This is a genomic window from Bradyrhizobium guangzhouense (assembly GCF_004114955.1).
Classification (GTDB): Bacteria; Pseudomonadota; Alphaproteobacteria; order Rhizobiales; family Xanthobacteraceae; genus Bradyrhizobium; species Bradyrhizobium guangzhouense.
On the sequence record NZ_CP030053.1, the window covers coordinates 6215117 to 6236197 of the forward strand.

The following is a 21081-nucleotide window of genomic DNA, read 5'->3' on the forward strand; positions in this document are numbered from 1 at the left end:
AGCCTCCCGTTGGGGGGAGGTGTCCCGCCGGGGCTGATACGGGAAACGGGAAGGTCAGTCAAGAAAGTTCAGGAACCTCACGGGGGAGTGATGGTTCGTCCGCGGCAATATCTGGGGATACGACGGGCGCCAGCGCGTTCAGCAAGTCCGTGGCCTCACTGATCAATTGCGCGGCGCGGCGGCGGCTGCCGACCTTCAAAATGCATTTGTCATTGGCCTGCACAACGTAGCCGTTGCCGACCTTGATCATGGAATAGCTTGTCATTGAAATCCCCGAACCGACCGAGCCCGGTGTCTGACGCTTGCGTAGCACCGTTCGTTCCTCGGTCCACGTGAACGACCGAGGGTTAGTTTATCAGCTGTTAAGATGAACGAACGCGCGATCCGATTTGGCAGGCGACACAATGCCCGCCGTGGTCTGCGTCAAAAGCGGACAGTCATGCCGACATGACTCGCCGAGAATCCGAGCCGCTTGTAGAAGCGCTGCGCGTCGACGCGGCTCGCATGCGTCAGCAATTCGACGAGAACACAGCCGCGCGCCTTTGCTTCGGCGACCGCCCATTGCACCAGCTTTTCGCCGATGCCGCGGCTACGGCAATCGGAGGCGACGCGAACATCTTCGAGCAAACCGCGGATGCCGCCTTGCGAGCTGATGCCGGGCAGAAGTGCGAGTTGCAGGCAGCCGACCACCCTGCCCTCGCTCTCGGCAACCACGAGCTGGAGATTGGGATTGCGCTCGACCCGTTCGAACGCCTCGTAATAGACCTCAGGCAATGGATCTTCCAATCGCTCGCGGGCGCGGCCGAGATGGTCATCGGCGAGCATCCCGATCATCGCCGCGACGTCCTCGCGGCGTGCGGGGCGAATGGAAACGGACTCATCATTCATCGACGAATGCTCCAGGCTCAGCGCGTCGACGGAAGGCCGAGAAACGCCTCGGCCTCGCCGACCCAGCGGCGGACGGCCGCGTAACGGCCGAGATCGAAGCCACCTTCATGCGCGACACGCGTATAAGCGAGCAGCGAGACATCGGCGAGCGAAAATGCCTCACCGGCCAGGAAGCGGCTCGCGGCCAGATGCGCCTCCATGCGGTCCAGCGCCGCGTAGCCCCGCTTGACCTTGTCAGGGTCGAGCTCGGAGGCTGACTTGCCGAGATAGACCATCTGGAAACGACATACCGCGACATAGGGCTCGTGGCTGTACTGCTCCCAGAACAGCCATTCGTCCATCTTGGCAGCGGCAAAGGCATCGCGCGGAATCAGTGCGCTGTCGCGGCCGAGGTAGCGGATGATGGCGTTGGACTGCGCCAGCGTGCGTCCGTCGTCGAAGGCGACGGTCGGCACCTGGCCGGCGCCGTTCATTTTCAGGAATTGCGGCGTGCGCGTCTCGCCCTTGCGGGTGTCGACCTCGATCCAGCGATAGGGCAATGCGAGGTGATCGCACACCCATTTCACCTTCAGACAATTGCCGGAATTGCTGTCGCCGTAAATCTGCATTGCCGCCGCCCATGTGAGGCGACAGAGCATCAGGCCGTAGCCGACCTGTCAACCGCGACGCAGCGAAGCTATGTCAGAACTTGTAGCCGAGCCCGACGCGCGCATTGTTCAGCGTCACCGAGGTGTTCATGACCGGGGAGAATCTGACATATTCGTATTCGACGCGGGCGAACAGACCATCCCAGATGCAGTATTCGACGCCGAGACCGGCGGTCCAGCCAACGGCAAAGGCGTTGGTCCGGCGCTGAATCTGCGACTGCGACTGTGCCGGAACCGGTTGCGGGGATCCGAATGTGGTTTGCGTCAACGAGACGGTGTTGACGACAACCGTATTCGTCACGTCCTGACGCAAATCCACCGTGCTCGTCACCGAGCGGGACACGTCCATGCGGCCAACCGCAGCGCCTGCGAAGACGTAAGGCATGAAATCGCCGCCGTCCCAGCCGACGCGGCCGCGCAGCGAGATCATGTCCTTGACCTTCGCCGCGGCGGTACCGGTCAACGTCACGTCGTAATTGTCGGTGACGTTTGCGGCGTGCGAATCGCCGGGCGGATTGACGATCGTGAGTGAGTTGGACCCCGTCGTGAGCGTCGAGAGATTGTTGAAGTAGCTGTAGGTGCCCTCGAGACCGAGAATGGCATCGTACCATTGCCAATTGCGGCCGACGAAGGCGCCGAAGTTGGAGCTCTGCGTGTTGGTCTTGTTCATGAGCGACCAACTCGCGGTCGGCTGCTGCAGCACGCTGTCGCGGAAGATGAAGTTGGTCAGGCCAACGACGCTTTGGCTGAAATCGGTCGCGTCGGTCGTATAGCCGCCGTTGACGCCGACATAGGCGCCGTCCCAATTGTGGGTCGTCTTGGACAGACCGTCGGTGAAGCCGCCGCGCAGGACGGGCAGATCCGGCATGTCGGCCGCGTGTGCGGCGGACACAGATCCGAACACCGCCACAACCAACCAAAGCCTACGCATTTGCAACGCTCCATCGAACTCGAACTCTTCAGCGTGATCATGGCTCGTTAACCTTAACCAATGGTTGCGTCTGAGGTTTTCGGCCCCTCTCGCCATGAAAAATATGCAAAGCAAAACGGCGCGGGATGATCCCGCGCCGTTAAGAAACGTTAAGCGATGAGGCTTGAAGCGATAAGGCTTGCGATCAGCCCTTGGTGACGAGCGGCGGCGGCACGTAGGCCGGCGGGCTGTTGAGCTCCCAGCGCACGCCGAGCTTGATGTCGTTCGAGGTGATGTCCTTGACCTTGATGGTCGTGGGGCCGGAGATGCTGCCGTCAAACGCACGGAAGTTGCCGGGCGAAGCGTCGCCGAGGTTCATGTAGCTGTAGGCCAGTTCGACCGTGAAGCCGGGGTTGACCTTGTAGGCGAGACCGGCGTGAGCGGCCCAGGCGAAGTTCCACTTCCCGTTGGTGTCGAAATAGGTGACGCTGTTGGACAGCGCGCCACCGGTGTAGCGGACGCCGTTGTCCTGGAAGCTCGAGAGCTGGTTGTAGGAACCGCCGACACCGGCGCCGATGAACGGCGTGACGCACCACCAGGTGCCGAGATCGACATAGGCGTTGGCCATGACGACCCACTCGGATTTGCTGCCGGTATAGGTATTGGCTTCGACGTCTGCCGGGCCGAGAGCCAGGCTCTGCGACCCGTGCAGATTGGACTTGCCGCGATACTGGCCGGTCACGTCGGTGCGGAACCAGTTGTTGAAGCGATAGCCGACGCCGACGTCGAACAGCGGCGAGGAGTCGAAGCCGAGGCCCGCGGTCGTGGTCGGGAACGTCGCCGAAGCCGCGCTGTCGATGCTCTTGGCGCTCTGGTTGGTCATGCCGATGTCGCCGCGCAGATACCAGCCGCCGAAATCGGCGGGCGGAGCGGGCGGCGCGTACATGGGGGGCGGAGCCGCGATCGGCATATCGGCGGCGAACGCCATCGACGAGATCAGAGATGCCGCACCCGCGGCAAGGAGAGACTTAACGCTACGCATTGGCTTCGTCCTTATGGCCGGTGAGGCAAAATGCAGATGCCTCACGTTCTGGAAACTCACGAGCCGGACGATGGCACCAAATGCTTAAGCGCCACTTAACCCTAATTTTTAAGGTTGATTTTTTCTGATCGCACACGCGGATGCGGCGCAAGCGTTGCAAAAATGCGGCAGGTGAAGCGCTTCCCGCGCCGCAAATGCTAACGATCTATGAAGCCGCAATGCAGCGAAAGAAGATTTGTTAACGCCTGTGCTGAGGCAACTTGGGCAGGAAGACCGCGAGCAGCCCGATCGCCGGCAGATAGGCGCAAACCTGGTAGACGAACGCGATGGAGGTGTGGTCGGCGAGCTTGCCGAGCACGGCGGCCCCCAGGCCCCCGATGCCGAAGGCGACACCGAAGAACACGCCCGAGATCATGCCGAAGCGATGCGGCACCAGCTCCTGCGCGAACACGATGATCGACGACGTCGTCGAGGAGATGATCAAGCCGATGATCACCGACAGCACCGCGCTCGCGTAGAGCCCGGCATAGGGCAGCGCCAGCGTGAACGGCAGCGCGCCCAGGATCGAGATCCAGATCACGATCTTGCGGCCGAAGCGATCGCCGAGGGGACCGCCGAAGAACGCGCCGACGGCATTCGCCGCGAGGAAGATGAAGAGATAGATCTGCGCCGTTTGCGTCGACACGCCAAAGCGGTCGATCAGATAGAAGATGTAATAGCTCGACAGGCTCGAGACGTAGAGCTGCTTCGAGAACAGCAGTGCCACCAGCACGAGCAGCGCGAACGCGACGCGGCGTGAGCTTGGCGCGTCAGGATGAGCCTGAAGCGGCGCAAACTTCTTCGTGGTGATCTGCGGCGCGTACCAGCGACCGATGCGCCAGAGGATGACGATCGCAAGGAATGCAATCGAGGAGAACCAGGCGATGCTACCCTGCCCGAACGGCACCACGATCAGCGCGGCCAAGACCGGGCCCATCGACGTACCAAAGCTGCCGCCGAGCTGAAACACCGATTGCGCAAAACCGTAGCGGCCGCCCGAAGCGAGCCGCGCGATGCGCGCCGACTCGGGATGAAACACCGCCGAGCCGAGACCGACCAGCGCAGCGGCAAGGAGGATGACGAGATATTGGTGCGCAGCACTGAGCAGCAGCAGGCCGAAGAAGGTCGAGGCCATGCCGATCGACAGCGAGTAGGGCTGCGCTTTCTTGTCGGTGAAGTGACCGACCACTGGCTGCAGCAGCGAGGCCGTGAACTGGAAGGCCAGCGTGATCATGCCGATCTGCGCGAAGTCGAGCGCGTAAGTGTCCTTCAGGATCGGATACACCGAGGCGATCAGCGACTGCATGGTGTCGTTGAGGAAGTGCGAGAAGCTGATGCCGGCGAGCACGACATAGGCCGGCCCCGCGGCTTTGGCGGCCATGGGCGCGACGTCGCCGACGACGACGGGCTCGGTCAGTGTTTCCTCGGAGACGACGACAGGCTTGTTCAATGCAGCATCCCGGCGCGGCGAACCGCGGCGACTTGCTCATTACGATGCGGGCGGCGCTTGAACCACCGTCAATCGCAAATGGCTGGGATGCGCGGGACCTCTCCACAAGTCCGGAATCGTAGGGTGGGTTAGCGTCAGCGTAACCCACCTCTTTTGTTTCCACGGTGGCAGAAATGGTGGGTTACGCTCGCGGATCGCGCTTCGCGCGACCGCAAGCTAACCCACCCTACGGCAGTGCGCTTGGAGCTCAGGCCGCGGCCTGGCCCAGCGCCGAGACGATGGTGTCGACGACGTCCTCGACCAGGATGCGGTCCTCGCCTTCGCCCATGACGCGGATCACGGGCTCGGTGCCGGAGGAGCGGATCAGCAAACGGCCGTGGCCGTTGAGGCGCTTCTCGCCGTCGGAGATCGCCGACTTGACGTCGGAATCGTCGAGCGGCTTGCCGCCCTTGTGGCGGACGTTCTTGAGGATCTGCGGCAGCGGATCGAAGCGGTGGCAGACCTCGGAGACCGGGCGGCGCAGCTTCTGCACCACGGCCAGCACCTGCAGCGCGGCCACGAAACCGTCTCCGGTGGTGGCGTAGTCGGACAGGATGATGTGGCCGGACTGCTCGCCGCCCAGATTGTAGCCGCCGCTCAGCATCTGCTCGAGCACGTAGCGGTCGCCGACCGGCGTGCGCACGAGATCGAGCCCCTGCCCTTTCAGGAAACGCTCGAGGCCGAGATTGGACATCACGGTCGCGACGATGCCGGGACGCGACAGGCGGCCGTCTTCCTTCCAGCTCTGCGCGATCACCGCCAGCAGCTGGTCGCCGTCGACGACATGGCCGCGCTCGTCGACCAGGATGACGCGATCGGCATCGCCATCGAGCGCAATGCCGATGTCGGCGCGCATCTCGCGCACCTTCTTCGACAGCGCGTCCGGCGAGGTCGAGCCGCAATCCTTGTTGATGTTGAAGCCATCGGGTTCGACGCCGATCGGCACGACGTCGGCGCCCAATTCCCACAGCGCTTCCGGCACCACCTTGTAGGCGGCGCCGTTGGCACAATCGATCACGACCCGCAGACCCTCGAGCGACAGATCGCGCGGCAGCGTGCGCTTGGCGAATTCGATGTAACGGTCATGCACGCCGTCGATACGGCGGGCGCGGCCGAGGCTCGCGCTCTGCGCCAGGCGCTTCTCGATCGGCTCGTCGAGCAGCTGCTCGATCTGCTTCTCGACGTCGTCGGACAGCTTGAAGCCCTGCGGGCCGAACAGCTTGATACCGTTGTCCTCAAACAGATTGTGCGAGGCCGAGATCATGACGCCGAGATCGGCGCGCATCGACTTGGTCAGCATCGCCACCGCCGGCGTCGGCATCGGGCCGACCAGCAGCACGTCCATGCCGACCGAGGTGAAGCCTGCGACCATCGCATATTCGATCATGTAGCCGGACAGGCGGGTGTCCTTGCCGATCACGACCCGGTGGCGGTGGTCACCGCGCTGAAACGCAAGGCCGGCGGCCTGGCCGACCTTGAGCGCGAGCTCCGGCGTGATCAGTCCGTTGGCGCGGCCCCGGATCCCGTCCGTCCCGAAATATTTGCGGCTCATATCGTCCCCCACGCAACAACCAGGGACCCCCTACACAACCTCCGGGTGCCCGAACAGGCCCCGCATCCCTGATTTGCTGGGGGTCTTATAAGCCTTACACGGCTAACTTGGCTTCAAAAAATATGATGAATCATTACGGAACCGGGAACCCGGATTCTCCGGTAACTGACTGTTAACATTATATTTCCGCTTTTGGCGGCGGAACGAGGCGGAACCGGGCTCACGCCTTCCGCTTCACATGGCCATCCTCCCGGCTCGGCGCCGGCTGGGTGACGTTGACGGGGTCGGAGCCCGGGAAGGTCTCCTCGAGGCCCTCTTCGAGCGCGTCGTCGAGGTCCTGCTTTTCCTTGATCTCATCCGGCGAAGGCCCCGTGTGCGGCTTGGTCATGGTCCCTCTCGCAAACGATTTGGCTGCGCATCCAACCATGCTAGATGACCCCTAAACCTTCCGATGCAAGACATCAGAGACAAGACATCAGAGACAAGCCGGGCCGGGGAACGTTCATGAAGCATATTACCTGTATCGACGATCTTCGCGCGCTGCATAAGCGCCGTGTGCCGAAGGCGTTCTTCGACTATTGCGACCGCGGCTCCTATGCCGAGGAAACGCTGCGCGCCAATCGCGAGGACATGCAGGCGATCAAGTTCCGCCAGCGCATTCTGGTCGACGTCTCCAAGCGCGACACCTCGACCACGATTTTGGGCGAGCCCTCGACCATGCCCCTGATGCTGGCGCCGGTTGGCCTGCTCGGCATGCAGCACGGCGACGGCGAGATCCACGCCTGCCGCGCGGCGCAGGCCGCCGGCATCCCGTTCACGCAATCGACCATGTCGATCTGCTCGATCGAGGACATCGCCGCCGCCGTGGACAAGCCGTTCTGGTTCCAGCTCTACGTGATGAAGGACCGCGGCTTCATCAAGGATCTGATCCAGCGCGCCATCGCCGCCAAGTGCAGCGCGCTGGTGCTGACCGTCGACCTGCAGGTGATCGGCCAGCGCCATGCCGACATCAAGAACGGCATGACGATCCCGCCGGAGTGGACGCTGTCGAAATTCCTGGATTTCGCGACCAAGCCGGCCTGGGTCTCCGGCGTGCTGCAGGGCAAGCGCCGCACCTTCGGCAACATTGCAGGCCACGTGAAGAACACCGAGGACCTCAACCGCCTCGCCGAATGGACCGCCTCGCAGTTCGACACCTCCTTGAACTGGAAGGACGTCGAGTGGATCCGGAGCATCTGGCCGGGCAAGCTCATCATCAAGGGCATCCTCGATGTCGAGGACGCCGAGGAAGCCGCCAAGACCGGCGCGCAGGCGCTGGTGGTGTCGAACCATGGCGGCCGCCAGCTCGACGGCGCGCCGTCCTCGATCGAGGTGCTGCCCGAGATCGCGGATGCGGTCGGTGACACCATGGAGATCATGTTCGACGGCGGCATCCGCTCCGGCCAGGACGTGATGCGCGCGCTCGCGCTCGGCGCCAAGTCGTGCATGATCGGCCGCGCTTATGCCTATGGCCTGGGTGCCGGCGGCCAGGCCGGCGTCGCCAAGGCGATCGACATCATCCAGAAGGAGCTGCTGACCACGATGGGCCTGTGCGGCGTCAACAGGATCGACGAGATCGACGATCACGTGATTGCGGTGTGAGCCGCAACGACGGTGCCGTTTCCCGCTCGTCGTTCCGGGATGGTCCGAAGGACCGGACCTCAGGTGCGCAATTGCGCACCGGGGAACCTCGAGATTCCGGGTTCGCGCTTCGCACGCCCCGGAATGACACTGCGTGTCACATCGGCGGGGTTAGGCCGTCACGGCCGACATTCACGCGGTTGGCTTCCAGTGTGCCGTCGTCCTTCTTCGCCGCGCCGAAGATGATCAGCTTGACGCCGGGCTTCACTTCCGACTTGTCGCTGGCGACGAAGGTGACGATCGGCGTATCAGGCGGCACCACGACCTTCTTCTCGCCGTCCTTGTACTTCACCGTGATGTCCTGGCCGTCGGTGCCCTTCACCGTCTGCGCCACCGTGGCGTTGGTCATGGTGGAATTGGCGCGGGCATCCCAGGGGCGGGAACCTTCGGCGGCGCCGCGCTGGTTTTCCGGAAAGATGTGGACGGCAATGGCCTTCTGCGTGCCGTCGGGCTCGGGCATGGCGGTGACGCCGATATAGGAGCCCTCCTTGATCTCGGAGAGCTCGGTCTTCACCACGGCGAAGACGGCGACGTTGTCGGTCATCTTCACCTTCACATCGCTGCCCTCGCGCGTCTTGATGCCGAGCATGTTGCCGTCGACGCTCTCGATGGTGCCACGGATGCGGACCATCGGCGCCTGCTGCGCCGAGGCGGATGATGTGACGAGACAGGCGACGAACGCAGCCGCGACGGCACGCGGCATCCAGTTCTTCAGCTTTTGCATGATTGTCCCCTCGGGAAGTTGCGGCGATCAACGGCAAACCCCGTGCGATCGCCGCTATTCCCCGAAATCCCGATCACATCGGCGGGGTCAGGCCGTCACGGCCGACGCTGACGCGGTTGGTCTCGAACGAGCCGTCGGGCAATTGCTTCATGAAGGCGATGACCTTGGCGCCGGCCTTCAGTTCCGACTTGTCGCCGGGAACGAAGGTCACGACCGGTGTCATATCGGAGACGAACACCTTCTTCTCGCCGTCCTTGTACTTCACCAGCAGCGTATGGCCGTCATTGCCGACCACGCTCTCCGACACCGTGGCGTTGGTCATGCTGGAATTCGGCTTGAGATCATAGGGCCGCGAGCCCTCGCCGGTGCCGCGCATGCTCTCCGGAAACACATGCACCTCGACGGCATTGTTGCCGCCGTCAGGCCCCGGCACGGTGGTGGCGCCGACGAAGGAGCCGACCTTGATGTCGGCAAGCGAGATCTTGGTGACGCCGACGACGCGCGCGTCGGAGGCGATGTGCAGCTTGACGTCCTCGCCGCTGCGCGACTTGACCTGCAGGGTGTCGCCATCGACGCTCTCGATCGTGCCGCGCACGCGCGTCGGCACCGGCGCCTTTTGCGCGACGGCGGCAAGAGTGGACGCCGCCACCATCGCAACAGCGATGAGCGGACGTGTGAAACTGGCACGTTGGATCGTCATTGATGTCTCCGATTGTCCCCACCGGGATAGAACGCCGGAGACGGCGCACTATTCTCTCAAGTCTTTGTGAGATCGGCCTCGACCAGCGCGCGGAGCTCGGCGGTCACTTCAGGCCGTCGGCCGAACCACAGCTCGAAGCCGCGCACCGCCTGGTGCAGGAGCATGCCGAGCCCATCGGCGGTCCTGAGCCCGCGGGCCCGGGCGGCCGCGAGCAGCGGCGTCACCAGGGGAACGTAGACGAGGTCGGCGACGACGGCGGCTTCCGGCAGCCGCGCCACATCGACCTCGAGCGGGGGCTGGCCATGCATGCCGAGCGAGGTCGTGTTCACGAGAAGCTTGGCGCGCGGCAGCAGGTCGTTGATCCCGTCCCAGGCCAGCGGATGCACGTTCGGCCCGAACTGCGCCGCAAGGGCCTCGGCATGCGCCAGGGTGCGGTTGGCGAGATGGACGTGCGTGAAGCCGCGTTCGAGCAGGCCGAACACGACCGCGCGCGAGGAGCCGCCTGCCCCCAGCACCAGCGCCTCCCCGGCCTTGTCCCAGCGGTGCGCGCTGGCGTCGAGATTGCCGAGAAAGCCCTCGACATCGGTATTGGTCGAGCGCAGCTCGCCATCTTCGAACCACAGCGTGTTGGCCGCGCCCACGGCCTTGGCGCGCGCGTCGGGGGTCGACAGCTCGAGCACGCCGACCTTGTGCGGAATGGTGACATTGGCGCCGACAAAGCCGCGCAGCGACAGCCGCAGCACGAAATCGCGCAAGTCATCGGGCGGAACGGCCTCGATGACATAACCGCCTGCGATGCCGAGCGTGCGCAGCCAGTAATGATGGATCAGCGGCGAGCGCGAATGCGCGGCCGGCCATCCGATCAAACAGGCTGCGGGAGCCTTGGGCGTGGTCATCCTTCCCTCGGGTCGTGTTCGAGGGCGATCCATTTCGCGTCCGGCCGGTCCTGTCAAGCGCACCGGCGCCACAGTGCCGATCGGGCCGCTAGCTCACGGTCTCGTCGGCCATGAGGATGAGATCAGGGTTTTTGGCACAGGGCAGCTTCCACGGCGTCATTGCGAGGAGCAACGCGACGACGCAATCCAGAATCCCGCCGCGGAAGGACTCTGGATTGCTTCGCTCCGCTCGCAATGACGAGGAGGAAATGGGCTCGCCTCGCATCTCCCTCTCCCGCGGGTGCAGGAGAGGGAGTGCGGTGTCTTACAGCATCACGCCGCGTGCTGATGCGCGGCGATGATCTGGTCGGCGGCACGGCCGGTGACTTCGGCCATGTGGTCGAACTGGCGCGTGAAGCTGCCGGCGCCAGCGGTGGCGGAACGCAGCTCGACGATCAGCTCGCCGATCTCGGCTTCCGGCATCATGGCGCGGACGCAGTCCCACCCGCTCCAGCCGTCGCGGGTATCGAAGCCGAGGATCTGGCCGCGCCTTGCCGACAGGATCGCGTTGATCTTGGCGGTGGCATCGGTCGGACAGACGATCTCGACCACGTGGATCGGCTCCAGCAGCACCGACTGGCATTGCGGCAGGCCTTCGTTGAGCCCGACCCGCGCCGCCGTGCGGAAGGCGAGGTCGGAGGAATCGACGCTGTGATAGGAGCCATCGGTCAGCGTCACCTCCAAATCGGTTACGGGGAAGCCGAGCGGACCGCGCGCGAGCCCGTCGACGACCCCCTCTTCCACCGCGCCGATGTAGTTGCGCGGCACCGCGCCGCCGACCACCTTCTCGGCGAACCTGAAACCCTCGCCGCGCGGCAGCGGCTTGATATCGAGCACGACGTCGCCGAATTGGCCGTGACCGCCGGACTGCTTCTTGTGGCGGCCGCGCTGGACGATCGGCTTGCGGATGGTCTCCTGGTAGCCGATCGCGGGCGGATGCGAGGCGATCTTGACGCCGAAGCGGTCGCTGAGCCGCTCGCTGGCGACGCGCAGGTGCATCTCGCCCTGCCCCCACAGCACCGTATCGTGGGTCTGGGCATTCTGCACGATGACGAGGGACGGATCCTCCTCGTGCAGCCGCATCAGGGCCTGGCCGAGCTTGACGTCGTCCTTGCGGTCGGTGGCCGCAACCGACATGGCGAGCACGGGCGGCGTCGGCTCCGAGGCTTTGAGCGCAGCCGGCGCGGTCTTGCCGCTCGAGACGGTGTCGCCGGTCTTGACGGCATCGAGCTTGGCGAGCGCCACGGTGTCGCCGGCTTCGGCCGAGGCACGCTTGCTGTCGTAAGCGCCGCTCACGGCGAGGATGCCGGAGATGCGGCTCGCACCGCCGGAGGAGGATTGCAACGTGGCGCCGTCGTCGAGATGGCCGGCGAGCAATCGCGTCAGCGACAGCTTGCCGCCGTGCTGCGAATGCAGCGTCTTGAAGACGAAGCCGAGCGCATCCTTCGCGGACGGCGCACCGAGACGTTTTGCGGTCTCGGCGATGCCGGGCGCCTCGTGACGCAGCGCCTTCATCAGGCGCAACACGCCGTTTTCGCGCAAGGCCGCACCCAACAGAACGGGGCAGATCAGCCCTTCGCGCAATTCGCGGGCGAGGTCGTCGAACACGGCATCGCGCGGCGGCTGGATGTCCTCCAGCAATTGCTCCATCAGCGCGTCGTCGTGATCGGCGAGCTTCTCCAGCATCGAGAAGCGCGCCTCCTTCTCGCGGCCGAGATCGTCCCCCTCGAGCGCGATCACTTCGGAGGCCTTGTGCTCGCGATAGACGAACGCGCGCTCCAGCGCGAGATCGACGAAGCCCTCGATCAGTTCGCCCTTCCAGATCGGAATCTGGCGCAGCACCAGCGGCACGCGCGAGGCGGGCTGGAGCATCGCAAGCGTCTCGCGGATGCGCTTGTTGGCGCGGTCGATCTTGTTGAGGAACAGGAAACGCGGGATCTTCAGCTCCTCCAATTCGCGCAGGATGATCTGAAGCTGCGGCAGCTTCTTCTCGTCGGCCTCGCACACCACGATGGCGGCGTCGACCGCGGGAAGCGCGGCGCGCATGTCGTGGGCGAACTCGACGGAACCGGGACAATCCAGGAAGGTGTAGCTGTCGCCCATGAAACTGGTGGTGGCGGCAGTGAGCCCGACGGTCATCTTGTGATGACGGGCCTCAGGCGTGGCGTCGCCCACCGACGTACCGGCGTCGACGCTGCCGGCGCGCGGGATCGCGCCCGTCCGCGCCAGGATCGCTTCGAGAAGTGTGGTTTTACCTGATTGGAAAGGGCCCACCAGCGCGATGCACCGTGGACCTCGGGGACTTCTGACGTCTTGTCCCATTTCGCCGCCTCCTTGGTGTGGAGCTCGGCCCGTGATTGGGTCGGCAAACGCAGATGCTCTGCCCGTCCCCGAGATTTGGCAAGCGTCAAACGTCGCTGCGGTGCGTCGTCAGTTCGTTGGTACCGCTATCGCTCGATGTTCCACCTCTCCTCGCCGGGAAGAGGTGGAAGCAGCACCGCCGTTGAGGCGACGTTAACGACCCGGACGCAGTTCCAGGCTTTCGAGTCCGGCCGCGACGTTGAGGCCGACCTGGCCCTGCACGCTGAGCGGCTGGAGCGCGATCGAATTGTTGGAGCCGCCGACCAGCACGTTGCCGCCGAGGCCGACGCCGACCGAGGCGCTGCCCTGCGCGCCCGCGTAATTGCCGGAGAGATCGCCGGGGCCGAGCCGGTCGACCGGCGCGAACACGCCCCAGGCAAGCGTGGTTTCCTGGGTGATGCCGAGGTCGAGGCCAACCTTGCGAATGGTCGCGACGTAGCGGTCCTCCGCCAAGCCCTCGGCACGCAGCACGCAGCCGAGGTTGGTCACCGATCCCACGATGAAGCCGATGCTGGCGCCGCCGCGGCATTCGAGCACGCCGACCCGGACCATCCGCTGCTGCTGCGCACTGCCGCCCACGACGGAGGCCACGAGGCTCGCGACAGTGAGCCCGGCGAAGATGAACGAACGGCGCATGAATGTCTCCGAGGATGAAATGTGATGCGAGCAGAGAGGGCACGGCAGGAAACCGCTGGGCGTTCTATGCCACAATAGTCGTAGACGTGCCAGATCGCGCGGACGTGAAAGAAAAAGGGCCCGCTTTGCGCGGGCCCTTCATATCGGATCGCACCTGCGAGCTTTACCGCAGATTGCCGCAGAAGCGCTGGATGCGCTTGCAGGCGTCTTCGAGGTCCGAGGTCTTGGTGGCGTAGGAGATGCGGAATGCCGGGCCGAGGCCGAAGGCCGAACCCTGCACGACGGCAACGCCTTCGGTCTCCAGCAGCTCGGTGACGAACTGCTCGTCGTTTCCGATCACATTGCCCGACGGCGCCTTCTTGCCGATCGTGCCGGCGCAGGACGGATAGACGTAGAACGCACCCTCGGGGCGCGGGCACTCGATGCCGTTGGCCTGGTTGAGCATGGAGACGACGAGGTCGCGGCGCTCCTTGAACACCTTGTTGTTGGCGGGAATGAAATCCTGCGGACCATTCAGCGCCTCGACCGAAGCCCATTGCGCGATCGAGCACGGGTTCGAGGTCGACTGCGACTGGATGGTCGACATCGCCTTGATGAGCTGCGCGGGACCGCCGGCATAGCCGATGCGCCAGCCGGTCATGCAATAGGCTTTCGACACGCCGTTCACGGTGAGCGTGCGGTCGTAGAGGCTCGGCTCGACCTGCGCGACGGTGGTGAACTGGAAGTCGTCATAAACTAGATGCTCGTACATGTCGTCGGTCATCACCCAGACATGCGGATGCTTGACCAGGACGTCCGTGAGCGCCTTCAGCTCGGCGCGCGTATAGGCCGCGCCGGTCGGGTTCGACGGCGAGCACAGGATCACCCATTTGGTCTTCGGCGTGATCGCGCGCTCGAGCGCTTCGGCGCCGAGCTTGAATCCGGTCGCGGCGGTGCAGACCACCGGCACCGGCTCGCCGCCGGCGAGCGCCACCATTTCGGGGTAGCTGACCCAGTACGGCGCCGGGATGATCACCTCGTCGCCCGGATTGATGGTCGCCATCAGCGCGTTGTAGAGCACCTGCTTGCCGCCGGTGCCGACGATGATCTGGTTCGGCTTGTAGGCGACGCCGTTCTCGCGCTGAAACTTCGCGATGATCGCGTCCTTCAGCTCGGGGATACCGTCGACCGCGGTGTATTTGGTCTTGCCGGCCTCGATGGCGCGGATCGCCGCCAGCTTGATGTTGGCGGGCGTGTCGAAGTCGGGCTCGCCGGCGCCGAGGCCGATGACGTTGCGGCCCGCCGCTTTCAGCGCGCGTGCTTTATCCGTGACCGCGATGGTCGCGGACGGCTTCACACGGTCGAGCGCAGCGGCAAGGAAGGGCATCGTCATCTCCTGACAAGCGTCGTGAACCCTTTGGCCTCACGACTCTGATTGTGGGAATGCAGGCACCCTAAAACGTGTGCCGCTGCACCGCAAGAAACTTCGGCCCGATCCCGCAAAAGTTTACGAATTTCGCGCGGCTGAAGCCCGGACTCTGGCAATTTTCCGCAACTTTGCCGGGCAAACCCCTCATATCCGGCAAGGCTTGTCCTCGGAGCAATTTTGAAGCCCGCAGGCGCCACAAGGCTGACGGCGCCCTGACGCGCAAGAGCTGCGGTCAAGGCGGAGCGAGGTCGCGACCCATCACCGCTTTGCACACGATTACGCGATGCGATCAGTCGTGCATGTTGACGCAAGCGTGACCTGATTTGCAGCGCCGCGCGAACATGATCTTTCCCGGCGTTGCAGTGCGGTAGGGTTTTCGAGTTTTTCTATTGCCGAGCCCTTGCGGCGGATTCGCATCGGCATCATTGTTTAGCCGCGGTCCGGGGCAACATGCACCGCACCTTTCCGTTCTTTGCCCGTCCCTGGAATCGAACTCCCAGAATGTACAAGCTCTATTCGATGCAACGCTCGGGCAACAGCTACAAGGTACGCCTTGCGCTGGCGCTGCTGAACGTACCTTACGAAGCGATCGAGGTGGACATTCTGCGCGGCGAGAGCAAGACGCCGGACTTCCTGGCGAAGAACCCGTCCGGACAAGTGCCGCTGCTCGAGGTCGGCGATAACAGGTATCTCGCCGAGTCCAATGCCATCCTCTGGTATGTCGCCGTCGGCACGCCGCTGGCGCCGGAGAACCGGATCGATCGCGCCGAGGCGCTGCAATGGATGTTCTTCGAGCAGCACGCGCTCGAGCCGAACATCGGCGCGGCCTATTTCTGGCTGTCGCTGGTCAAGGGCGGCCGCGACCTGCAGACCCATGCGCTGGAGGACTGGATGGAGCGTGGCTATGGCGCGCTCCAGGTGATGGAGAACCACCTCAAGACCAGCGACTACTTCGCTGCCCGCCAGCTCACGGTCGCCGACATCGCGCTGTACGGCTACACCCACCTCGCCGACCGTTGCGACTTCGACCTTCAGCCCTTCCCGGCGATCAAGGATTGGCTGAAGCGCGTCGAGGCCGCCCCCGGTTTCGTCGCCATGGACTGGCGCCCCGCCGACATCGACGATCCCGCCAGCATCGCCGCGGGCGCCTGAAATCGGGAGCGACGTTAAGAAATAGCGGGCATGGCGTTAACCTTTGCCCAAATCCCGCCATGTTCGACGCGATCGCCGCCCCAATATTGCCGGTTGAAATTGTGAAGCTGTTTGGCGTCGCGGGTGATTCGCTCGCACGTTGAAGGATTTAGACCATGATGCGGGCGTCCGGCACGGTCGGCTTTCAGGGCCAAACCGATACCGTCTCGTCTTCCCGGCTGACCAACGCGGTCGCGGCCTCGCTCGCCGTCGCCGCCGTCTCGCTGTGCCTGATCGTCACCCTGACAGTGCTGTCGACCAAGGCGACCATGGCGATGGGTCTGCCGGTCTGATCCCCGTTTCATCCCTCGTCACCTTCAAGGTGCCGCGCGGCCCCGCGCCTGATGGCATCGCGGCGGAACAGTGATGAAATCGCCTGTGATCATCGTTGCAATCACCCTGACGGCGGCGATCCTGGTCGCGGCGTCGCTGGTGCTTTTCGTCGGCACCCGCAAGGCCGCGGGGACGTCGACATGGAACATGCCCGTGCAGCAACAGCGCCTGATGCACGCGCATTTGGTCTAAAATCATCCGAAAGCTTTGAGCGAGCTCGCAAGCACCGCTTAAGCGCGCCGCGCGAAATCGCCTTGCGCTCGCGCAACCATCGGTCAGTCTGACCGCCTTATCTCGTTCAGGGAGGATTGAGCGAGGCTCATGCGGTTCGGATGGCGTGCCATCTCAGGTCCCGTGCTGACGGCAGCGATTGCGCTGCTGGCGATCCTGCTCGATCGCCATGCTCCCGCTCCCTCGCTTGCGCCGCTGTTCGTCGGCATCGTGGCGCTGGCCGGTTCGCTCTCGGGCTTTGCATCCGCACTCGGCAGCGCCGTCATCGCCGTGATCGGCGCGGCGCTGCTCGCGCTCAGCCATCGCACGGCGCCGGGCTTTGCCGCCAGCGATCTCGCGCGCCTCTGCCTGCTCGCGCTGACGACAATGGGAACCGCGGCCATCACCGGATTGATGCGCGAGCGGCTGCTCGATTCCTTTGCTGCCGAGCGGCGCAACCATGCCACCGCGGCACGGCTGTCGGCCGCGCTCGACCAGGTCGATATCGGCATCGTGCTGCTCGATGCGGAGACCCGCGCCGAATTCATCAACCGCGCATTCCGCGATTATTTTGCGCTGCCTGACGAGATGGCCGATGACAAGCCGCCCTTCATCGCGCTGATGTATCACGGCCGCGACACCGGTGCGTTCGAATTGCCGGAGGACGAACTCGGCGTCTTCATCGCGCGGCGGATGGAAACGGTGCGGACCGGCGACGCCACGCCGATCAACATCGCCTTGCGCAATGGCGAGGTGCTGCGTTTCGTCTGCACCGCACTGCCCGATGGCGGCCGCATGTTGAGCTACACGCCGGTCACCGACCTCGTGCGCCACACCGACGCGCCTGAACGCGCCGACTATTATCGCGCGGTGCGCGATCCCACGGGGCGGAAGCTGATCCGCTATTTGCGCGTCGCGGAGTGAGCTCGTGGTTCACCTCTCCCCATCGGGAGAGATGACAAGCGAGAGCGCGATTGATCAATGCGCCCAGCATCCCGTATGAAGGATGCCTCATCGCATCGTCGACTTACGGATTCCCAGATGTCGCTCACCATTCGCTCCGTCACACGGCAGGACTACGATCAATGGCTGCCGCTGTGGGACGGCTACAATGCCTTCTACGGCCGCTCCGGCCCGACCGCGCTCGCGCCCGAGATCACCGAGATGACCTGGCAACGCTTCTTCGATGCCTACGAGCCGGTGCATGCGCTGGTCGCCGACAGCGACGGCAAGCTGCTCGGGCTGACGCATTATCTGTTCCATCGCAGCACCACGGCGATCCAGCCATCGTGCTATCTGCAGGACCTGTTCACGCTCGAGGCCGCGCGCGGCAAGGGCGTCGCTTCCGCACTCATTTACGGCGTCTACGAGCGCGCAAAACTCGCAGGCTCGCCGCGCGTCTACTGGCAGACGCACGAGACCAACACCACCGCGCAGAGCCTGTACGACAAGGTCGCCGAGCGCTCCGGCTTCATCGTCTATCGCAAGATCTTCTGATTTTGAGAGGCCTGTGGATAACTCCTGATGTCACCGGCGCGTTACACTCCGGGATTATCTTGCAATCGCGTCTGATCAGGCCCCCCGTCACCGATCAAGCGCCCCAAGCGGTCCCCGTCAGTCGCCGCGTCTGACAGGGGCCGCATTTTTTTGCCTGTCCCTGTCGGCATAGCTGCAACGCGACCAGGCGCTTGCCGCAGCAGTGCACGGCGGTCACAATGGCGGCCTGCTCTCGTTCGACAGGACCTCCCATGGAAATTCGCAATCTCGGCGGCTCCGGCCTGCGCGTGTCCGCGGTCGGGCTCGGCTGCAACAATTTCGGCCAGCGCACCGATCTGGAAACCTCCCGCAAGGTGATCCATCGGGCGATCGACCTCGGCATCACGCTGTTCGACACCGCCGACATCTATGCCGGCATGGGCGGCTCGGAGACGGTGCTCGGCACGGTGCTTGGCGACCGCCGCAAGGACATCGTGCTCGCCACCAAATATTCCAAGCCGATGGCGGCCGACGGCACCAAACAGGGCGCCTCGCGCCGCTACATCATGAATGCGGTCGAGGCCAGCCTGACGCGGCTCAAGACCGATTACATCGATCTCTACCAGCAGCATGATTACGATCCGCTGACGCCGCTGGAAGAGACGCTGCGCGCGCTCGACGATCTCGTCCGCCAGGGCAAGGTCCGCTACATCGGCCATTCCAACTTTCCGGCGTGGCGGATTGCGGAAGCCGAGTTCACCGCGCGTGCGATGAATGTCAGCCGCTTCGTCTCGGCCCAGGACGAGTACAGCCTCGTCGTCCGCGACATCGAGAAGGATCTGCTGCCCGCCGCGCAGGAGTACAAGCTCGGCCTCTTGCCGTTCTTCCCGCTGGCGAGCGGTCTCCTGACCGGAAAGTACCAGCGCGGCGCGGTGGCCCCCGCCGACACCCGCTTCGGCAAGGTGCCGGCGCTGCGGGACCGCTATGTCACGCCGCACAACGAGGACATCGTCGAAAAGCTCCAGGCCTTCGCGAAGGCGCGCGGCCATTCCATGCTCGAGCTTGCCTTCTCCTGGCTCGCGGGACGACCGCAAGTGTCGAGCGTGATCGCCGGCGCCACCCGCGTCGAGCAGGTCGAGCAGAACGTCAAGGCGATCGCCTGGCAACTCACGGCCGAGGACCTCGCCGAGATCGACAGCATCACGAAGGGGTGAACTTTCGGGTGCGGCGCGCTAGATGGCGCCGCGTCCGACCGTCTGCATCACCTCAAAACCCTCGAACTGGGGATGACCGAGGTAGAGCGGCTTGTTGCCGCCGGCCCGGGCATGCGCCGCGCGAAACGCCTCCGATTTGGTCCATGCGTCGAACGCGGCGTGGTTCGCCCACACCGTATGTGAAGCGTAGAGCGTGTGGTCCTCGAGCTCCGGCCCGCGCAGCAGATGGAATTCGACGAAGCCCGGCACCTTGTCCAGATGCGTGTCGCGCGAGAGCCAGACCTGCTCGAAGTCGGTCTCCGATCCCTTGGCGACACGGAAGCGGTTCATGGCGATGTACATGGGCGAGGTCTCCTGATGCTGCTCCACTATCTCGTCATTCCGGGACACGCCGCAAGGCGTGGGCCCGGAATGACGGCGACGGCTGTCAAGCCACCAGCCCCTTCATCGGCCTTGCGCTGGCGCTGTCCGGGAACACGGTCTGGGCCAGGACCTGATCCGACAGGCCGAACTGGCCCTGCAGCACGCCCTTGATGACGGAGCGGAGATCTGTGGTCGGCTTGAGGTCGCGGCCTTCATAGAGGTTGGCGGGCTTGAGGCCGGGCCAGTCGGAGATGACGCGGCCGCCTTTCACGGCGCCGCCGGCGAGCAGCGCGATAGTGCCGGTGCCGTGATCGGTGCCGTCGGTGCCGTTGATGCGCGCGGTGCGGCCGAACTCGGTGGCGACGACGACGATGGTGTCGCGCCAGCGATCACCAAGACCGCTTTCGAATTCGGCAAGTGCACTGTCGAGACCGCCGAGCAGGAAGGCGAGGCGTCCGACCGGGCCGCCTTCGTTCGCGTGCGTATCCCAGCCGTCGAAGGCGAGCGCGGCGATGCGCGGACCGTCATCGGCGGCCATCAGCTTGGCCGCGCCGCGCGCGACCTGCCGCATCTGCGCGGCCTGGTTACCCGGCTTCGGCTTCATGTCGTCGCCGCTCGCGGCCTTCTCCAGCTGCAAGCCCTGCGTCAACGCCGAGCCGAGCGCGGGATCGCGATGACGGTAGAGATCGACCAGCCGCATCGCGGTGTCGTCATCGGCCTGCGGCAGCGCGACCGGCGCCCAGCCGACGGTCGGCGCCGCGCCGCGCAGCACCAGCGGCGTGGTGGGACCGACCGCAAGCCCGCTCGACACGCGCTCGCCGCGCGGCAACGCTTCGAGCGCGCGATTGAGCCAGCCGGACTGTACGCGGCCAGGTCCCGCATAGCCGCTCTCGAGCACGTCCTGGCCGTCGAAATGCGAGCGGTCGCGATAGGGCGTCGAGACGGCGTGGATCACCGCGGCATGCTGATCCCTGTACATGCGCGCAAATTCCGGCATCGCCGGATGCAGCGCGAAGAAGCCGTCGAGCCTGGTCGCAGCATGCGCGCCGTCCGCCGTGAGCGCGATCGAGCCGTGCAGGCCGGCATAATCGGGGTCGCCGATCGGCGCGACGGTAGCGAGCCCGTCGAGCGCGCCGCGCAGGATCACGACGACCAGGCGCGGGTCGCGCCCGTCGGCGGCACGCGCGAATTTCGGCAGGTACGCCCAGGCCGCGAAGGCGGCGCCGCCGAGCAGAAGACCGCGGCGCGACGTGAGGAGCCGGTTTTCGACGCAGTCGATCATC

At 64.8% G+C, this 21081-nt stretch carries 23 protein-coding genes; 7 read left to right on the forward strand and 16 right to left on the reverse strand.

Features of this window, described 5'->3' with window-relative positions; genetic code table 11:
- Window positions 1–58: 58 nt before the first annotated feature.
- From XH91_RS29590 to XH91_RS39070, 8 genes are all read right to left on the reverse strand, one after another.
- A complete protein-coding gene (locus XH91_RS29590) occupies window positions 59–265 on the reverse strand; it encodes a hypothetical protein (protein ID WP_128953864.1) in 207 nt (68 codons plus the stop codon).
- A 158-nt stretch (window positions 266–423) separates the two neighbouring features.
- On the reverse strand, window positions 424–888 hold the full coding sequence (locus tag XH91_RS29595; protein ID WP_128953865.1) for a GNAT family N-acetyltransferase: 465 nt from the start codon (window positions 886–888) through the stop codon (window positions 424–426).
- Window positions 889–905: 17 nt separating this feature from the next.
- Window positions 906–1496, reverse strand: coding sequence for a glutathione S-transferase family protein (locus XH91_RS29600; RefSeq protein ID WP_128953866.1), 591 nt, complete (start codon window positions 1494–1496; stop codon window positions 906–908).
- A 73-nt stretch (window positions 1497–1569) separates the two neighbouring features.
- On the reverse strand, window positions 1570–2466 hold the full coding sequence (locus tag XH91_RS29605; protein WP_128953867.1) for an outer membrane protein: 897 nt from the start codon (window positions 2464–2466) through the stop codon (window positions 1570–1572).
- Window positions 2467–2650: 184 nt separating this feature from the next.
- Window positions 2651–3487 carry an outer membrane protein gene (locus XH91_RS29610; protein ID WP_164933644.1) on the reverse strand — a complete coding sequence of 279 codons (837 nt, stop codon included), beginning with the start codon at window positions 3485–3487 and terminating at the stop codon, window positions 2651–2653.
- A 238-nt stretch (window positions 3488–3725) separates the two neighbouring features.
- The gene (locus tag XH91_RS29615) at window positions 3726–4976 is read right to left on the reverse strand and encodes an MFS transporter (protein WP_128953869.1); all 1251 of its coding nucleotides are present in this window, start codon (window positions 4974–4976) and stop codon (window positions 3726–3728) included.
- Between the two features lie 247 nt (window positions 4977–5223).
- Window positions 5224–6567 carry a phosphoglucosamine mutase gene (glmM, locus tag XH91_RS29620; RefSeq protein ID WP_128953870.1) on the reverse strand — a complete coding sequence of 448 codons (1344 nt, stop codon included), beginning with the start codon at window positions 6565–6567 and terminating at the stop codon, window positions 5224–5226.
- A 220-nt stretch (window positions 6568–6787) separates the two neighbouring features.
- Window positions 6788–6955 (reverse strand): hypothetical protein, encoded by a 168-nt coding sequence (locus XH91_RS39070; protein ID WP_164933645.1) that lies wholly within the window; start codon window positions 6953–6955, stop codon window positions 6788–6790.
- Between the two features lie 116 nt (window positions 6956–7071).
- On the opposite strand from XH91_RS39070, the gene XH91_RS29625 reads away from it, so the two are divergent.
- A complete protein-coding gene (locus XH91_RS29625; RefSeq protein ID WP_128953871.1) occupies window positions 7072–8208 on the forward strand; it encodes an alpha-hydroxy acid oxidase in 1137 nt (378 codons plus the stop codon).
- A gap of 136 nt (window positions 8209–8344) precedes the next feature.
- Here XH91_RS29625 and XH91_RS29630 read toward each other — a convergent pair whose 3' ends face one another.
- The 6 genes from XH91_RS29630 to XH91_RS29655 all read right to left on the reverse strand — a co-directional run bounded on the left by XH91_RS29630 (window position 8345) and on the right by XH91_RS29655 (window position 14969).
- Window positions 8345–8950 (reverse strand): single stranded DNA-binding domain-containing protein, encoded by a 606-nt coding sequence (locus tag XH91_RS29630; protein ID WP_430648563.1) that lies wholly within the window; start codon window positions 8948–8950, stop codon window positions 8345–8347.
- A 94-nt stretch (window positions 8951–9044) separates the two neighbouring features.
- A complete protein-coding gene (locus XH91_RS29635; protein ID WP_128953873.1) occupies window positions 9045–9671 on the reverse strand; it encodes a hypothetical protein in 627 nt (208 codons plus the stop codon).
- Window positions 9672–9727: 56 nt separating this feature from the next.
- Window positions 9728–10567, reverse strand: coding sequence for a shikimate dehydrogenase (locus XH91_RS29640; RefSeq protein ID WP_128953874.1), 840 nt, complete (start codon window positions 10565–10567; stop codon window positions 9728–9730).
- A 312-nt stretch (window positions 10568–10879) separates the two neighbouring features.
- Complete coding sequence (locus XH91_RS29645; protein WP_128953875.1) at window positions 10880–12928, reverse strand: elongation factor G; 2049 nt, start codon at window positions 12926–12928, stop codon at window positions 10880–10882.
- Between the two features lie 192 nt (window positions 12929–13120).
- Window positions 13121–13603: a DUF992 domain-containing protein gene (locus XH91_RS29650; RefSeq protein ID WP_128953876.1), complete on the reverse strand. Its 483-nt coding sequence runs from the start codon at window positions 13601–13603 to the stop codon at window positions 13121–13123.
- Between the two features lie 163 nt (window positions 13604–13766).
- Window positions 13767–14969 (reverse strand): pyridoxal phosphate-dependent aminotransferase, encoded by a 1203-nt coding sequence (locus XH91_RS29655; RefSeq protein ID WP_128953877.1) that lies wholly within the window; start codon window positions 14967–14969, stop codon window positions 13767–13769.
- Window positions 14970–15512: 543 nt separating this feature from the next.
- Between XH91_RS29655 and XH91_RS29660 the strand changes: the two genes are divergently transcribed.
- From XH91_RS29660 to XH91_RS29680, 6 genes are all read left to right on the forward strand, one after another.
- Window positions 15513–16163 (forward strand): glutathione S-transferase family protein, encoded by a 651-nt coding sequence (locus XH91_RS29660; protein ID WP_128953878.1) that lies wholly within the window; start codon window positions 15513–15515, stop codon window positions 16161–16163.
- Window positions 16164–16318: 155 nt separating this feature from the next.
- Window positions 16319–16495, forward strand: a complete 177-nt coding sequence (locus tag XH91_RS39075; RefSeq protein ID WP_164933646.1) for a hypothetical protein — start codon at window positions 16319–16321, stop codon at window positions 16493–16495.
- Window positions 16496–16568: 73 nt separating this feature from the next.
- On the forward strand, window positions 16569–16727 hold the full coding sequence (locus XH91_RS29665; protein WP_128953879.1) for an HIG1 domain-containing protein: 159 nt from the start codon (window positions 16569–16571) through the stop codon (window positions 16725–16727).
- 129 nt (window positions 16728–16856) lie between these two features.
- A complete protein-coding gene (locus tag XH91_RS29670) occupies window positions 16857–17669 on the forward strand; it encodes a PAS domain-containing protein (protein ID WP_128953880.1) in 813 nt (270 codons plus the stop codon).
- Window positions 17670–17786: 117 nt separating this feature from the next.
- Complete coding sequence (locus XH91_RS29675) at window positions 17787–18242, forward strand: GNAT family N-acetyltransferase (RefSeq protein ID WP_128953881.1); 456 nt, start codon at window positions 17787–17789, stop codon at window positions 18240–18242.
- 251 nt (window positions 18243–18493) lie between these two features.
- Window positions 18494–19435: an aldo/keto reductase gene (locus XH91_RS29680; RefSeq protein ID WP_128953882.1), complete on the forward strand. Its 942-nt coding sequence runs from the start codon at window positions 18494–18496 to the stop codon at window positions 19433–19435.
- A gap of 18 nt (window positions 19436–19453) precedes the next feature.
- On the opposite strand, the gene hmuQ is transcribed toward XH91_RS29680, so the two are convergent.
- Both hmuQ and XH91_RS29690 read right to left on the reverse strand, forming a co-directional pair.
- Window positions 19454–19777 (reverse strand): heme-degrading protein HmuQ, encoded by a 324-nt coding sequence (gene hmuQ / locus XH91_RS29685; protein WP_128953883.1) that lies wholly within the window; start codon window positions 19775–19777, stop codon window positions 19454–19456.
- Window positions 19778–19862: 85 nt separating this feature from the next.
- Window positions 19863–21080, reverse strand: a complete 1218-nt coding sequence (locus tag XH91_RS29690; protein ID WP_164933647.1) for a DUF1501 domain-containing protein — start codon at window positions 21078–21080, stop codon at window positions 19863–19865.
- Window position 21081: the final 1 nt, after the last annotated feature.

Excerpts from the sequence above, each read along its gene's own strand:
- XH91_RS29590 (WP_128953864.1), bottom strand. The coding sequence starts at position 265 with ATGACAAGCTATTCCATGATCAAGGTCGGCAACGGCTACGTTGTGCAG.
- XH91_RS29595 (WP_128953865.1), bottom strand. The coding sequence starts at position 888 with ATGAATGATGAGTCCGTTTCCATTCGCCCCGCACGCCGCGAGGACGTC.
- XH91_RS29600 (WP_128953866.1), bottom strand. The coding sequence starts at position 1,496 with ATGCAGATTTACGGCGACAGCAATTCCGGCAATTGTCTGAAGGTGAAA.
- XH91_RS29605 (WP_128953867.1), bottom strand. The coding sequence starts at position 2,466 with ATGCGTAGGCTTTGGTTGGTTGTGGCGGTGTTCGGATCTGTGTCCGCC.
- XH91_RS29610 (WP_164933644.1), bottom strand. The coding sequence starts at position 3,487 with ATGCGTAGCGTTAAGTCTCTCCTTGCCGCGGGTGCGGCATCTCTGATC.
- glmM (WP_128953870.1), bottom strand. The coding sequence starts at position 6,567 with ATGAGCCGCAAATATTTCGGGACGGACGGGATCCGGGGCCGCGCCAAC.
- XH91_RS39070 (WP_164933645.1), bottom strand. The coding sequence starts at position 6,955 with ATGACCAAGCCGCACACGGGGCCTTCGCCGGATGAGATCAAGGAAAAG.
- XH91_RS29625 (WP_128953871.1), top strand. The coding sequence starts at position 7,072 with ATGAAGCATATTACCTGTATCGACGATCTTCGCGCGCTGCATAAGCGC.
- XH91_RS29630 (WP_430648563.1), bottom strand. The coding sequence starts at position 8,950 with ATGCCGCGTGCCGTCGCGGCTGCGTTCGTCGCCTGTCTCGTCACATCA.
- XH91_RS29635 (WP_128953873.1), bottom strand. The coding sequence starts at position 9,671 with ATGACGATCCAACGTGCCAGTTTCACACGTCCGCTCATCGCTGTTGCG.
- XH91_RS29640 (WP_128953874.1), bottom strand. The coding sequence starts at position 10,567 with ATGACCACGCCCAAGGCTCCCGCAGCCTGTTTGATCGGATGGCCGGCC.
- XH91_RS29645 (WP_128953875.1), bottom strand. The coding sequence starts at position 12,928 with ATGGGACAAGACGTCAGAAGTCCCCGAGGTCCACGGTGCATCGCGCTG.
- XH91_RS29650 (WP_128953876.1), bottom strand. The coding sequence starts at position 13,603 with ATGCGCCGTTCGTTCATCTTCGCCGGGCTCACTGTCGCGAGCCTCGTG.
- XH91_RS29655 (WP_128953877.1), bottom strand. The coding sequence starts at position 14,969 with ATGCCCTTCCTTGCCGCTGCGCTCGACCGTGTGAAGCCGTCCGCGACC.
- XH91_RS29660 (WP_128953878.1), top strand. The coding sequence starts at position 15,513 with ATGTACAAGCTCTATTCGATGCAACGCTCGGGCAACAGCTACAAGGTA.
- XH91_RS39075 (WP_164933646.1), top strand. The coding sequence starts at position 16,319 with ATGATGCGGGCGTCCGGCACGGTCGGCTTTCAGGGCCAAACCGATACC.
- XH91_RS29665 (WP_128953879.1), top strand. The coding sequence starts at position 16,569 with ATGAAATCGCCTGTGATCATCGTTGCAATCACCCTGACGGCGGCGATC.
- XH91_RS29670 (WP_128953880.1), top strand. The coding sequence starts at position 16,857 with ATGCGGTTCGGATGGCGTGCCATCTCAGGTCCCGTGCTGACGGCAGCG.
- XH91_RS29675 (WP_128953881.1), top strand. The coding sequence starts at position 17,787 with ATGTCGCTCACCATTCGCTCCGTCACACGGCAGGACTACGATCAATGG.
- XH91_RS29680 (WP_128953882.1), top strand. The coding sequence starts at position 18,494 with ATGGAAATTCGCAATCTCGGCGGCTCCGGCCTGCGCGTGTCCGCGGTC.
- hmuQ (WP_128953883.1), bottom strand. The coding sequence starts at position 19,777 with ATGTACATCGCCATGAACCGCTTCCGTGTCGCCAAGGGATCGGAGACC.
- XH91_RS29690 (WP_164933647.1), bottom strand. The coding sequence starts at position 21,080 with ATGATCGACTGCGTCGAAAACCGGCTCCTCACGTCGCGCCGCGGTCTT.